Source organism: Methylobacterium tardum (genome assembly GCF_023546765.1).
GTDB classification, from domain to species: domain Bacteria; phylum Pseudomonadota; class Alphaproteobacteria; order Rhizobiales; family Beijerinckiaceae; genus Methylobacterium; species Methylobacterium tardum.
Genome location: NZ_CP097484.1, coordinates 3,581,244 through 3,593,599, shown reverse-complemented (window position 1 = coordinate 3,593,599; position 12,356 = coordinate 3,581,244). Strand labels below are relative to the sequence as shown.

The 12,356-nt window shown below is 74.9% G+C and carries 10 protein-coding genes and 1 pseudogene; 10 read left to right on the top strand and 1 reads right to left on the bottom strand.

Annotated features, from left to right (window positions below):
- Positions 1–123 precede the first annotated feature (123 nt).
- Positions 124–856 (bottom strand): annotated as a pseudogene (locus tag M6G65_RS17195) (cation transporter).
- A gap of 58 nt (positions 857–914) precedes the next feature.
- On the opposite strand from M6G65_RS17195, the gene M6G65_RS17190 reads away from it, so the two are divergent.
- The 10 genes from M6G65_RS17190 (at position 915) to M6G65_RS17145 (ending at position 12,076) form a co-directional block, all read left to right on the top strand.
- Complete coding sequence (locus M6G65_RS17190; protein ID WP_043075225.1) at positions 915–1,328, top strand: MerR family transcriptional regulator; 414 nt, start codon at positions 915–917, stop codon at positions 1,326–1,328.
- Between the two features lie 859 nt (positions 1,329–2,187).
- Positions 2,188–3,096: a GGDEF domain-containing protein gene (locus M6G65_RS17185; RefSeq protein WP_071000294.1), complete on the top strand. Its 909-nt coding sequence runs from the start codon at positions 2,188–2,190 to the stop codon at positions 3,094–3,096.
- A gap of 212 nt (positions 3,097–3,308) precedes the next feature.
- Positions 3,309–3,575: a hypothetical protein gene (locus tag M6G65_RS17180; RefSeq protein ID WP_024828390.1), complete on the top strand. Its 267-nt coding sequence runs from the start codon at positions 3,309–3,311 to the stop codon at positions 3,573–3,575.
- Positions 3,576–4,907: 1,332 nt separating this feature from the next.
- Positions 4,908–5,462: a hypothetical protein gene (locus tag M6G65_RS17175; protein ID WP_250102610.1), complete on the top strand. Its 555-nt coding sequence runs from the start codon at positions 4,908–4,910 to the stop codon at positions 5,460–5,462.
- A gap of 200 nt (positions 5,463–5,662) precedes the next feature.
- Positions 5,663–5,863, top strand: coding sequence for a hypothetical protein (locus M6G65_RS17170; RefSeq protein WP_250102609.1), 201 nt, complete (start codon positions 5,663–5,665; stop codon positions 5,861–5,863).
- Between the two features lie 99 nt (positions 5,864–5,962).
- Entirely contained in the window at positions 5,963–6,745 is a 783-nt protein-coding gene (locus M6G65_RS17165; protein WP_043075229.1) for a metallophosphoesterase, read from the top strand.
- A 229-nt stretch (positions 6,746–6,974) separates the two neighbouring features.
- Positions 6,975–8,534, top strand: a complete 1,560-nt coding sequence (locus tag M6G65_RS17160; RefSeq protein ID WP_250102608.1) for an AAA family ATPase — start codon at positions 6,975–6,977, stop codon at positions 8,532–8,534.
- Positions 8,531–9,535: a metallophosphoesterase family protein gene (locus tag M6G65_RS17155; protein WP_107645320.1), complete on the top strand. Its 1,005-nt coding sequence runs from the start codon at positions 8,531–8,533 to the stop codon at positions 9,533–9,535. The genes M6G65_RS17160 and M6G65_RS17155 overlap by 4 nt, the downstream gene beginning before the upstream one ends.
- Before the next feature lie 46 nt (positions 9,536–9,581).
- Complete coding sequence (locus tag M6G65_RS17150) at positions 9,582–10,037, top strand: hypothetical protein (protein ID WP_250102607.1); 456 nt, start codon at positions 9,582–9,584, stop codon at positions 10,035–10,037.
- Positions 9,983–12,076 carry an AAA family ATPase gene (locus tag M6G65_RS17145; protein ID WP_250102606.1) on the top strand — a complete coding sequence of 698 codons (2,094 nt, stop codon included), beginning with the start codon at positions 9,983–9,985 and terminating at the stop codon, positions 12,074–12,076. Before M6G65_RS17150 ends, M6G65_RS17145 begins: the two co-directional genes overlap by 55 nt.
- Positions 12,077–12,356: the final 280 nt, after the last annotated feature.

Genomic DNA, 12,356 nt, shown 5'->3' with positions numbered 1-12,356 from the left:
CGGTTCGGCCGGTTCGGCGGCCGCACCGAGGCCCACGTCCCGGCGGTCGCCGGCCCATGCCACGTCGCAACGCTCCGGCCGACGGAGCCCAGTCAGTCCGCGCTTGGCACCGGTCCGTATCGGCTACTCCACCGGCGCCGGGCGCACCCGCTCGCCCTCGCGGTACTCCGACCATGCCCGCCTTGGCAACTGCGCGGAGGAGGTGAGGAACATGCCGGGCATGAGGGCGGCGGCCGGAAGGTCGGGCCACGCGGTCGAGGTGCCCCGCACCGCCAGCACCGCGCCCATGGCGATGACATTGCCGATCGCGTCGTTGCGCGAGCACGACCAAAAGCGAGCGCATGTTCGCACCGCCGTCCTTGTACGGGCTCGGGAGCAGCACCGAGGCAGCGTTGACCGCCAGCGCCAGCTCGCCGGCCAGACCCATGACCTCCGCCTTCGGCAGGCCGAGGGCCAGCGTCTGGCAGACCGTCGAGCCGAACGCCATCAGCGACGGCGGCACGCCCGTGGTGAGCGCGGCCGACGCACGGGTGCGCAGGCTCGCTCCGATCACCGCCAGCCAGAGGCCGTAGGTCACCGTGTCGGCGAGCAAGGCCATTGCGTCGGCCTGAGCGCCTGAGACCCAGCGAGCCGGCCCGCCGCCATCTCTCCGAGGAACAACGCCCCGTTCCGGGCCGATCACCGTCCAGAGGATGCGCTTGTGGCGTGGGTTCCCGCCATCGAAGACCGGGACGCCGCCGGTGCAGCACGCAGCGGCCGCCGCGCCGTGGGCGATGGCGGGGGAGGGATGTCCCGCCGGTGCGGGCGCGGGTGGTTGGCAGCGGGCAACGCGTCTTTCGCAGCAGCCGTCGGCTATGGGGTGACTCGCCTTCGGCCCTCACCTACTTCTTATAGCCACCAAAGGTTCAAGGGCCATGGCAGAGATATCGATCGGCGAGCTGGCGCGGCGCTCAGGGGTAAAGGTGCCGACGATCCGCTATTACGAAGGCGTTGGCTTGCTGCGCGTCCCGGCGCGCACGGGTGGACTGCAGCGCCGCTACGACGCCGCCGCAGTGGCGCGGCTCCACTTCATCCGGCACGCGCGCGAGCTTGGGTTCGAGGTGGCCGCGGTGCGCGAACTGCTGGCGTTGAGTGAGCAGCCGGACCGCCCGTGCGCGGAGGTCGACGGCATCGCCCGCCGTCACGTCGAGGACATCGACCGGCGCATCGCCCGGCTCGTGGCCCTCCGACGCGAGCTGCGGCGCGCCCTGGACACCTGTGGCCGAGGGCGGGTCGGCGACTGCCGGGTGATCGAGGCGCTCGCGGATATGGAGCAACCTGCCGAGTAGCGGGCGGTCCGTCCCCGGTGTGATCCAAGCCGCGGCCCGTATGCCCGGGGAGGAGCGCCCCGCAAGAGTGGCGGGGGCGGGTCACGCCTGTCCGCCCGTCGTCGGGGATCGGGAGGGGCGGCCGCCGTCGAAAGGTCCGTTGGCCGTTGGGCCCGCTTCGGTCACCCGGACGGCGCGCCCGCCCCGTCGACGCTCGCTCGATACAAGTCCCCCCGCGGCGGCGACACTGGGCGCCGCCGGGCCGGCTGACGAGATGCGGCCGTCGTTCGCTCCAGTGCCGGAACGGGCGGCGGGGCAGGTGGCTCCGTCCGGCCGGCTCGGCCTCGATGACGAACCCAGTCGCCCGCCGTGGGGCGTGGCCACCGTGCCGGCCTCATCGCCCGGCGTGATCAGCCACCGCGCGACCAGGGCGTCGGCGATGTCGACGCCGAGCCATCCGGTGGGGTGATCGTAGCGGGTGCGGGCTTCGCGCAAGGCCGGATCCATCCTCGGGGTCGCCCCCGCAGCGCCGCGATCGGCGCGCCGGGATTCGCCATCGCCATCATCGCCTCCGGCCTGCGGAATACATCCGCCGAGACGCTGCGAAAGCAGCGTCATCGAACCTGATAGGCCTCGGTCGGGTGAAGCCCGCGAGTGGCGTCATTGATCCGGCGGCGTCCGCGGGACGACGGCCAAGGGCCATTGGTCGGGACCCGAACCCGACGGGACCGAAGGGATGCCGAATCCAGGCGGCGTCCGTCGTTCCGGCGAACGGGACCGCGGACTGTCGCCGGCGCCAGCCGCCCAGGACAACCTTAAGGAATCGCATGGCAATCTCGTGGCGCGGCGCTTGGCTCCGCGACCGATGGGAGGGAAGGCGATGCTGTCGCGGGGCAGGTTGCCGGACCGGCGTCCGATCATCCCACCGAGGGAATACCCGCTGGCGGCGTCGTGGGCGGTGCTGACCGCGGCCGGCCTCGCGCTCGCCACCATCGACCGCATGGTTCCTGGGATCGGCATGGGGCCCGCCTACATCCCGCTGATCGTCCTGGCGGGCTGGCGGCTCGGACCTGCGGTCGCCTGTGGCGTCGCCTTGGCCGCCGCTTTGCTGAACGTGTTGCCCGCCTTGCCCGAGGAAGCGGCACTGCCTCCGGCGGTCGCGGTCGCCCGGGCCTTCCTCCGCCTCGGCACCTATGCCTTCGTGGTTTTCGCCACCTGCACCTTGCGGCGCGCCTACGACCGCGAGCGGGAGGCCGCCCGCCAGGACGCGTTGACAGGCGCCCTGAACCGGATCGCGTTCGAGGATCACGCGCAGGCCGTCCTGTCGACGCGGCGCGGCGGGCGCCACGTCGTGGTGATGGCCGACCTGGACGGCTTCAAGGCGCTGAACGACCGGGAAGGCCATGCCGCCGGGGACGAGGTTCTGCGCCGGGTCGTTGCCGCGGCAGGGGCAACCCTCTCCCACGGGGAGCGGATCGCTCGGCTTGGAGGGGACGAGTTCGCTTTCCTGCTGCAGGCCGAGACGGACGCCTTGGCGGCAGTCCGGGCGGAGGCGTTGCACCAAAGCCTCGTGCATGCGCTCGCCGGCCGCGGCGTCGGCGCGAGCATGGGGGCGATCGTCCTGGCGGCCGGCTCGGGCGAGAGCCTCGCCGCGGCGCTACGTGCGTCCGACGCGCTGATGTACGCCGCCAAGGCCGGGGGCAAGGGGGGCCTGCGCCTCGGCAGCTTGCCGCCGACGGTGCGGGCCTCCCCCGAACCGGATGCCGCCGCGATCCCGATGGTTGCCTGACGTGCGAGCCGGCGCGGCAGGGCCCGCCGCCACTCGCGGGAACGGCTCGATGCCGCCGGCGATCCTCGCGGCCGACCTGACGATCCGGACCTCACGCATGATGCCCGCGGGCTGGGCGGTCGGCGCGCCCGCCGGTCGGCATGCATCGCGACCGTGATCGCATTGTCGCAGTGGATCGGGTAAGGGGTGCGGGCAGGTCGATGGAGATGCCTTTGGCCAAGGACGAAAGGAGCACGCTTCCCGGGCCGATGCCAGACCATGAGGATGCGGTGAAGGCGGAGGTCGAGCAGGTCAGCTCGAAGATCGACAAGGCCTTCCGCAAGCTCGCCAAGAAGATGCGCGAGCGTGCCGACAAGGCGAAAGCGAAGGCGGATGGGACGCGCAAGCCGGAGAGGCGCGCCGTCCTGCTCCGACGTTGCGAGCTATACGCAGACGCGGCGACGCACATCGAAGGACGATTCTCTGGTGGCGAGGATTAGCGTCCCGGCCTGAAGCTCGATGCCGGCCGATTCACGTCACCGTTCCGCCGGGGCACCGGTTCGCGCCCCGGCTCCGTCGCCCGGGCCCGATGCTGATCAGTCGGGATCGGCCGGGCATGGGGCGTCTGCCGGGTACGACGGCTTGCTTCCAACCCTGCGGGGGCGCCCGCATGCTGGCCATCCGGGGTGAACCAAAGTATAGAGTTCGCCTGATATGCGCCCATGTACGGGCGCACAGGATCCGAGACTACATACGAGGTGTGCTGGCCGTCCGGCGACAAGTCATGCGTCGGCGTGCCGTGTGGCGATGCAATGTCGCGGTGAGGCCTCTTGAGGGGCATCCGGCCGACGCCGCGCTGAAACTCCGAAGGTTTGCTGTGGTGGATGATGTCGATCCGTCCCCGGCCTCCCGGGCCGGCGGTCAGGAGCAAGCTTCCCCAGAAGGGCGGTACTGCGTCAGGCGCCTCGACGCGCGGGGTAGGACGATCCAGACCCACGACATCGTTGCCATGGATGGCGACGAGGCTGTGGAGTTGGCACACGCGCTCAGCGGAACGGGCAGGGCGCAGCTCTGGCACGGGGACAAACTCATCCACGAGATCGAGCCGTTCGCGTTCAGGCGCCGGCCGGGCGTTACGTGAGCGTGGAGCCGCCCGCCGCGCCCCGAAACGTCCCGCGCGCCGCGCGGGCGTTCGCCCCCGGCCGATGCCGTCATCGGGGCATGCGCCTCGGTGCGGTTGCCCGGGCCTGCCCGGAAGGGCCAAGTGTCCACGAGGCGGCCGTCCCGAGGCCGGCTTCGGGACGGCCGCGTCACCGGTCGGGTCACGGCAATGGCACGACCGACGCACTCCGCCGCCTCCGGCGCAAGCCACGCGCTGCGTGACCCGGCCCCCCGGACGCGGGAGCCGGGGCGCCGTTTCGCGGGGCGTCACGGCCATTCATCGAATGGCTCGGTGCGCGGGCGTCGCGGCTCGCCCTCCCGCCATCGCCGCGCGGGCGACGAAGCCAATGCGGCGTGAAGGCGGACCGGACCCACGATCAGGATCGACTGTTCCGACGGGAAAATATTTGTCGATATCCCCGCAATCAACAGATGTTTTGCCCGGTAAAGTCTAGACATCGAAGCGCTTCTGCTGTAGTGGACGCTTCTCCCGGTGAGACGTGCAGGTGCGCGCCCGGGCCCTCCATAATCCCCTGACCTCGACCATCGCCTTGTCCGCGGCGGCGCGTCGTCGTTCCCTGAACCAGCCGCGCCTCGGCGCGGCCCGGCCAGCGATGTGCCGCCGATGGCGTCCATCCCGGACGTCGTCCCGGCGTGCTTGGAGTTCCACCATGCTGATCGCCTTCTCCGGCGCCTCGGGGCGCACGGACGCGTCACACGCGTCCCTCCTCGCCGCGCACGCGGCCACCGTCGCGGACGGCGCGGCGACCCTGCTGGCGTCCGAGCGCGTCGCCGTGCCGGGATCGCGCACCGGCCTGCGCCACGTCCGCTTCCGGGAGACGGCGTCCGCGGGCGAGGTCGCCCGGGCGGCGGAAGCGTGTTTGCGGGGCGGCGGACCCGTCTTCGTCGACCTGCCGTCGAGGCACCTGCGCGCGGGAGCGGTCCGCGCGTTGCTGGACGCATCCGTCCTCGTGGTCGGCCCGCACGCCGCGGACGAGCGCGAGGCCGCCGCATGGCGCGCCGCACACACGACCCCGGTACCGACGTGGTATCTCGGCTGCCGACGCGCCGGCGGCGCGCCGGCGGCGGCGCGGTTCGCGGCCGCGATGGCGCTCCTCGATCCCGACGGACCGACGCTTCCCTGCGCGGTGCCGCCGCTAGGTCGGGGCGAGGCCTCCGGCCGGCCGACGGGACCCCCGGAGGGCATGCCCTGCGGGTCGCGCTGACGCTGCTGGGCGCCGTTCGGCGGGCCACGGGGGCTCCCGGGCGGAACCTGCCGCCCGAAGCCCGCGAGGACGAGGCGAGGCGCATCGGCGAGGCCGCAGACGTCCGGTCGCTGCCCGAGAGGCTGCGCGACCTCGCCGACGACGTCGAGGCGGCGGAGGCCGGGCTCAAGCCGACCGCCGACGACCTGGCCGGCGCGCCCGTGCTCGACGGCTGGTCGTGCGACGCCGTCTTCGCCCCGGTGCTCAAGGGACGGGTCACCGGCCACCCCGGCATCGCCGAGGGGCACCGGGTGCGGACCAGCGAGGTCTACCTCACGGATCGCGCGACGTTCGCCCGGACGCTGTCGCGCTGGTACGTCCTGCGCACGCCGGCCGGCGATTCCGCGGGCGCCGTGCACTAGGTCGGCGCGGCCTCCCCGGGCCCCCGGTCCAAGTCCCAGTTCCAAGCCCAGTCCAGCCGAGCCGAGCCGCACGCGGCGTCGGTTGACGGAGTCTTGCGCATGCGCCTCTGGATCCTGTCCGACCTGCACCGCGACATGGGCGTCCCGTGGACGCCTGAGGCCATTCCTGAGGCCGATGTCGCCGTCGTCGCGGGCGACGTCGGCGAGGGGATCGAGACCTCGCTCGATTGGCTCGCGCGCACGATACGCCCGCACATGCGCGTGGTCTTCGTGGCGGGAAACCACGAATACTACCGGTCGTGCCGTCCCGACGCCCTGGCGGCCGGGCGGATCGCGGCGGCGCGGTCCGGCGTCGACTTCCTGGAGGACGAGGCCACCTGGATCGGCGACGTCGCGTTCGCCGGGTGCACGCTCTGGACCGATTACCGGCTGGACGGGGACGGGCGGGTGGCGTCCTCGATGGACGACGCCCGGCGGATGCTCGCCGATCACCGCCGGATCGACCGGGCGCGCCGCCCGGCGGCCATGCCGTTCCGGCCCGAGGACGCCGCCGCGGTCCACCGCGCCAGCCGCGCCCGGCTGGAGTCGCTCGCCCTCGACCGGGCGTGGACCCTGGCCCGGGCCCGGGTCGTCGTCACCCACCACGCCCCGGCCGCGGCGTCCCTCGACCCGGCCTTCGCGGGCCGGCCGCTGAACCCGGCCTTCGCCTCGCGCCTGGAGGGGACGATCGGTCGCCTGGGGGCTGCCGTCTGGGTCCACGGGCACGTCCACGCCAGCCGCGACCACGTGGTCGGTCGGACCCGGGTTGTCTGCAACCCCAAGGGGTATGGGCGCGAGAACCGGGCCTTCGACCCCGCGCTGGTCCTCGACGCCACGACCTGAGCGTCCGCCGCCCGTCCCGCCGCAACCGCCTGGAGAATGCCATGAAGGACGTGACCCCGGACATCGCGCGCGGCATCGTCCTGCGGCACCTGCCGCGGGCCCTGCGCGCCGGCCTCGACGCGGACGCCACGGACGGTCCGCTCCCGGCGCAGCTCGCCGCGGACGCCGAGGCGGCCACGCCCGGGCTGGGCGCCGGCGTGACGGCGTGGCTTCGCGAGAACGTCGGGCCGTGTCCCGGGCTGGACGTGCCGCCGCAGGACGGTGCCGCGGGGCCGGGGAGGCCGACGGTTGCGGCCTCGGCGCCCTCGACCGGGCGGCCGCGCTCGGGGACGACCCCACCCTCCGGGAGATCGCCGACGCCCTCGTCCTGCTCGGCGCCTTCGAGCGCGTCGCGGAGCACGCCGGGCGCGCCGCGGCCGCGGCCTGGTCGTACCTCGATCGGCTCCCGGAGGTCGGGGCGCAGCTCCACCGGCTTGCGCCCGTCCCCGCAGGCGCTCAGGCCGGCGGGGACGCCGCGCGCGCGCCGTGGGCGCACCTCGACCCGCTCGGGAGGCCGGCGGCGGCTCCCGACGGCGCGACCCAGGCGACCGACGAGGCCGGGGCGTCCTGGCGCGCGGAACTCGAATCGGCGTTCGCGGACATCTGCCAGGAGGCGCGCCTTCTCGCCGTCGGCCTCTCGGCCGTCGCGACGGGCCGGTCCCGCGGCCTCTGGACCACGGGCACGCTCGCGCAGGTCGCGGCGGTCGTCGGGCAGGCCGTCGCGCAGCCCCTGACGGTCGCCGCCGAGCGGGACGGACGCCGGGCCGGCGAAGCGCGCGCCCAATCCGAGATCGCCGACCTGCGGGACATGGTGCGCGCCTACCGGGACGAGGCGGACCGCCGGCAGGACGGCGGGGCCGCCGCGGTCGCCGACGTCCCCGCAGGCCACGTCCTGGTCTGCCCCCACCTGAATCGGACGGGCCACAGCAAGGCCAAGGAGGTGGCGCGCGGCTACGAGAACGCGATCGGCACGGCGCTGCCGCTGGTCCCGACCCCTGACCTCGCCGGCGTGCGCCGTGCCCTCCTGGAGGAGTTCCCGCACGCCGTCGCGGCGGTGGACGCCACGCTCGGCGCGTTCGCGGCGCGTCCGCACGTCCACGCCCCGCCGATGGTCATCGCGGGGCCGCCCGGGTCCGGCAAGTCGCGGTTCGTCCGGCGGCTGGGCGAGTCGCTCGGCGTCGGGGTCTACCGCGTGGACGGCGCGAACGACGCCGGAGGCTCCTTCGGCGGCACCGAGCGGCGCTGGTACTCGTCCGAGCCCTGCCGGCCGTTCATGGCCGTCGCACGGCATGCCCAGGCCAACCCCATCGTGATGGTCGACGAGGTCGACAAGGCGGCGACGCGGACCGATCATGGGCGTCTCTGGGATTCGATGCTCCAGGCTCTCGACCCGGAGAACGCCGCCCGCTTCCCGGACCCCTGCCTGCAGGTCGAGCTCGACCTCTCGTGGGTCACCGTCATCTGCACCGCCAACGCGCCTGCCGTCCTGCCGGCGCCCCTGCTGGACCGGATGCGGGTCGTCCGGTTCCCGGAGGCACGCGCCGACCACCTCGACGCCCTGCTCCCGGGCATCCTCGCCGGGGTCGCCATGGAGGCGGGGTTCGACCCGCGATTCCACTTGCCCCTCGACGCGGTCGAGCGCGCCGCGTTGCGGGCGCGCTGGCGCGGCGGCTCGTTGCGGCGCTTGCGCCGGGCGGTCGAGGCGATCCTGCGCGTGCGGGATCGCGCGCTGACCCGGAGCCCGCAATGAACATCCGCCCGAGCGCCGACGGGACGGGGACGCCCGTCCGGGCGGAGCCGGGCGTGTGCTGGCTCGCCCCGGCCGCGATGGCCGGGATCCTGGCGCACGCGCGGGCCGCGGAGCGGGTCTCGCCGCGCCCCGCCTTCTGGGTGCTGTCGGACCTGCGCGTCGACCTCCGCCCGGACCTCGCGCTCCCGGAGCCGCTGCCCGCCTTCGACGCGATGCTGGTCGCCGGCAACGTCGGCCCGGGCCTCTCCGCGTCCCTGACCTGGCTCGCCCGGGCGCTCGACGGCCGGCAAGGCCGTCGGCCGGTCTGCGTCGTGCCCGGCAACGTCGAATACCGATCCGGCACGCCGATGGCCGAGGCGCTCGCCCGGGGTCGCGAGCTCGCCGCCGATCTCGGCCTCGTCCTGCTCTCCGACGACGCGTTCCGGTTCGGGCCCGCCCACGGCGACGGGACCGTCGTGGTCGGTGCCACCCTGTGGACGGACTGGCAGCTGGGCGCGTCGTCGGGCCGGCCCCCGGCGCGCGTCGCGGCCCGCACGGCCTGGGAGGAGGCCGGGCGCATCGAGCTCCGCCGCGGACGCCCCCTGACGCCCCTGGACACCCTCGCGATGCATGCGCGCAGCCGTGCCTTCATCGAGGACGCGCTGACGAGCGCGGCGATCGGCTCCCTGGGCCTCCCGCCCGGCCCGAACGCGTGCGTCGACACCGCGCTGCCGGGCGACGCGGCCGTCGTCGTGACGTGCCACGCGCCGACCCCGCGCTCGCTCCCCGTCGACTGGGAGGGATGGCACGCCGACCCCTGGCTGCCGGCGTCCCTGGCGTCGGAGGCCGCCGCCGCCATGGCGGCCTGGGGGGCCCCGTCGCTGTGGGTACACGGCAACGTGCCGGCGGCCGCCGACCACCGGGTCGCCAAGACGCGCGTGGTGGCCAACCCGCGGACCGGCGGCCGCGACCACGCGATGGCGGCGCACGCCTTCGACCCGACCCTCGTCGTGACGGCCTGAGGCGCCGCCACGATCCCGAACACCGGAGCTGGGAATGGGAGCGCACATGGACATGTCGAGAGCACGCGGCCCGCGCTTGGCGCGTCGGGGCGGGACGATGCCGCCGCGCTGCTGCCCGCTGACCCTGTGGCGGACCCGGGCGCCGTCCGAGATCGCCAAGTCCGACGTGACGGCCCTGGCGGGCGCTGTCGCCGCGACCGCGATCCTGCACGAGCGCCGCTGGCCCGCGGCCCGGGCCGGCGATCCCGCCGCGGCCGCGGCCGTCGCCATCGACCGGATCCGCCACCACGGTCCCGAGGGCCCGCTCGCCGACCTGGTGATGGGGAACCTTCTCGTCCTGGCGCACCGGGACGGCGACCCGACCGCGGGCGTCGTGCTGTCCCACGCGCTGCGCGCCCTGTCGCGGTCGCGCCCCGGCCACGGCGAGTTGGCCCGGATCGCGCGGGCGTGGACCGCGCGGTCTGGACGCGCGGCGCGGCCCCGCCGCGGGAGGCGCGCGTGACGGCCGGGGTGGGTCCGACCCGCGCCGCGTCCGCGATCCCGCGCCGCGAGGCGACGGCGCGCGCGTTCCTCGCCCTCCTGGTCGAGGACGGCCGTCCGGCGGCGAGCTTCGACGAGGCGGTCGACGCACTCCTCGACGGCCCCCGGCGCCCGAGCGCCGACCTCGCCGGCGCGGCCGTCGCCCTCGGCCGCGCGGTGGACGCCGTCGGCGGGGTCGGCGCGCTTCCCCGGCTCGGCCCCGCGATCCTGCTGGTGACCGTGCCGGCCATGGAATGGGTCGAGCCGGTCGCCTCCGCGTCCGCGCTGTGCCTCGTCGACCCGGGGCGGCGGTTCCCGCGCGGCGACGGCCGTGCGGGAACCGCCCTGGTCGTGCAGGCCGACGGCTCGTCGTCGGGGCACCAGCCGGACAGGCGAAACGGCGAGGTCCGGCAGGCGCTCCAGGACGGCGCCGTCGTGATCGGGGTCTCGCAGGATCCTGCGCGGCTGCTGCCGCGCGACCCGGTGCGCGGCGCCGAGCTCCGGATCGAGGTGGAGGCCCTCGACCCGACCGAGGTCGCCCTCGTCGTCGAGGCGGTGACGGGCGCGGCGCCGCGGTCGCGCCTGTCCGCCGCCGGGGCCGCGCTCTGCGATCCCGGGGACCTGAGCCTGGCCGTGCACGCCGCGCGCGGCGGCGAAGGCTCCGCGAGCAGGCTCGCCGCGATCGTGTCCGCCAAGGCCGGGACCGACCGGGGCGGACCGGGGCTGGAGGAGCTGCACGGCTACGGCGCCGCCCGCGACTGGGGCCTTTCCCTCGTCCTCGACCTGAGGGCGTGGCTCGCCGGCGGGCCGGCTGCGCCGCGGTGGGCCGACCTCGAATCCGCGGCCCTGCTGTCCGGTCCCCCGGGCGTGGGCAAGACGGCCTTCGCGGCGGCGCTGGCCCGCAGCGCCGGACTCCCCCTGATCGCGGGCTCGCTCGCGCAATGGCAGGCGGCCCGCGACGGCCACCTCGGCCACACCCTGGGCGCGATGCGCGCGTTCTTCGACCGCGCCCGCCGCTCCCCCTGCGTGGCCCTCGTCGACGAGATCGACTCCTTCGGCGACCGCGCGAGCTTTCCCGAGCATAGCCGGGATTACGCCACGCAGGTCGTCAACGCCCTGCTCGAACACCTGGCCGGGGCCGCCTCCCGCGAGGGGGTCGTGGTGGTCGGGACGACCAACCACCCCGGCCGGATCGACCCCGCGATCCTGAGGTCGGGCCGGCTTGAGCGCCACGTCCGGATCCAGCCGCCGGACGCCGTCGACCTGGCCCTCATCCTGCGCGGATACCTCGCCGGCGCCCTGCCGGGCCTCGACCTGCGGCCCCTCGCGGGCCAGCTGCTCGGCGCCACCGGCGCCGACGCCGAGGCGGTGGTCCGCCGGGCCCGCGGGCTTGCGCGCCGGGCGGGGCGCGACCTCGACGCGGCGGATCTTGCCGCGGCGGCGGCTGAGGCGTGGCCGCCGTTGCCCGCGAGCGTACGCCGCAGGGTCGCGGTCCACGAGGCGGGGCACGTGCTCGCCGCCGCGACGATCGGGGCGGGGGCGGCGTCGCTGTCGGCCGCGATCGGCGCCGAAGGCGGCGCGGCGTGGATCGGGGCCGGGGAAGGGGCGGGTCCCGTCACCGAGGCGCAGCTCGACGAGCGCCTCGCCATCATGCTGGCGGGCAGGGCCGCGGAGGAGGCCGTGTTCGGCGACGTGACGGCCGGGGCCGCGGAGGACCTCGCGGCGGCGACGCGCCTCGCCGTCGCGATGGAGACCCACCTCGGCTTCTCGCCGCGCACGCCCCTGGTGGCGCTCCCGAAGGCGGCCACGGCCGACCTGCTGCGCGTCCCCGGCGTGGCGGCCGCCGTGCACCTTCGCCTGACGGCGGCGTACGGGCGTGCCTCCGGGGCCGTTCGGGCCCGGCGGGCGGCCTTGGGTCGGCTGGCCGATGCCCTGGATCGCCAGGGCGACATCGGCGACGCGGCGATCAGAAAGATAATCCGGGGCTCGCGCCGCCGGGGCGAGCCGGACGCCGACAGGTGAGCCGTGGCGCCTGTGGACAATGTCGCCGATCCACGATCGCGGCGCCCCCGGCCGCGTCGAATACACGGCGTTTCCGCGATCGAGTGCGCTGGACTGAAATAGTCTCGTCTTCGATCTGCGAGCAAACAGCGAAATCGACTGCGGCGATAGTCGATCCTGATCCCAAGTTGATCCAAGTGTCGCGTGCAGTAGAGCGGCGATCGATGCGGGAGGGTTCTCAAAACGAGTCAACATGACGAGGCATCGGCGGCGGTGCGCCGATCGCCTCACTGAGTTACCT

Coding starts and splice junctions, on each gene's coding strand:
- M6G65_RS17190 (WP_043075225.1), top strand. CDS start 915: ATGGCAGAGATATCGATCGGCGAGCTGGCGCGGCGCTCAGGGGTAAAG.
- M6G65_RS17185 (WP_071000294.1), top strand. CDS start 2,188: ATGCTGTCGCGGGGCAGGTTGCCGGACCGGCGTCCGATCATCCCACCG.
- M6G65_RS17175 (WP_250102610.1), top strand. CDS start 4,908: ATGCTGATCGCCTTCTCCGGCGCCTCGGGGCGCACGGACGCGTCACAC.
- M6G65_RS17165 (WP_043075229.1), top strand. CDS start 5,963: ATGCGCCTCTGGATCCTGTCCGACCTGCACCGCGACATGGGCGTCCCG.
- M6G65_RS17155 (WP_107645320.1), top strand. CDS start 8,531: ATGAACATCCGCCCGAGCGCCGACGGGACGGGGACGCCCGTCCGGGCG.
- M6G65_RS17150 (WP_250102607.1), top strand. CDS start 9,582: ATGGACATGTCGAGAGCACGCGGCCCGCGCTTGGCGCGTCGGGGCGGG.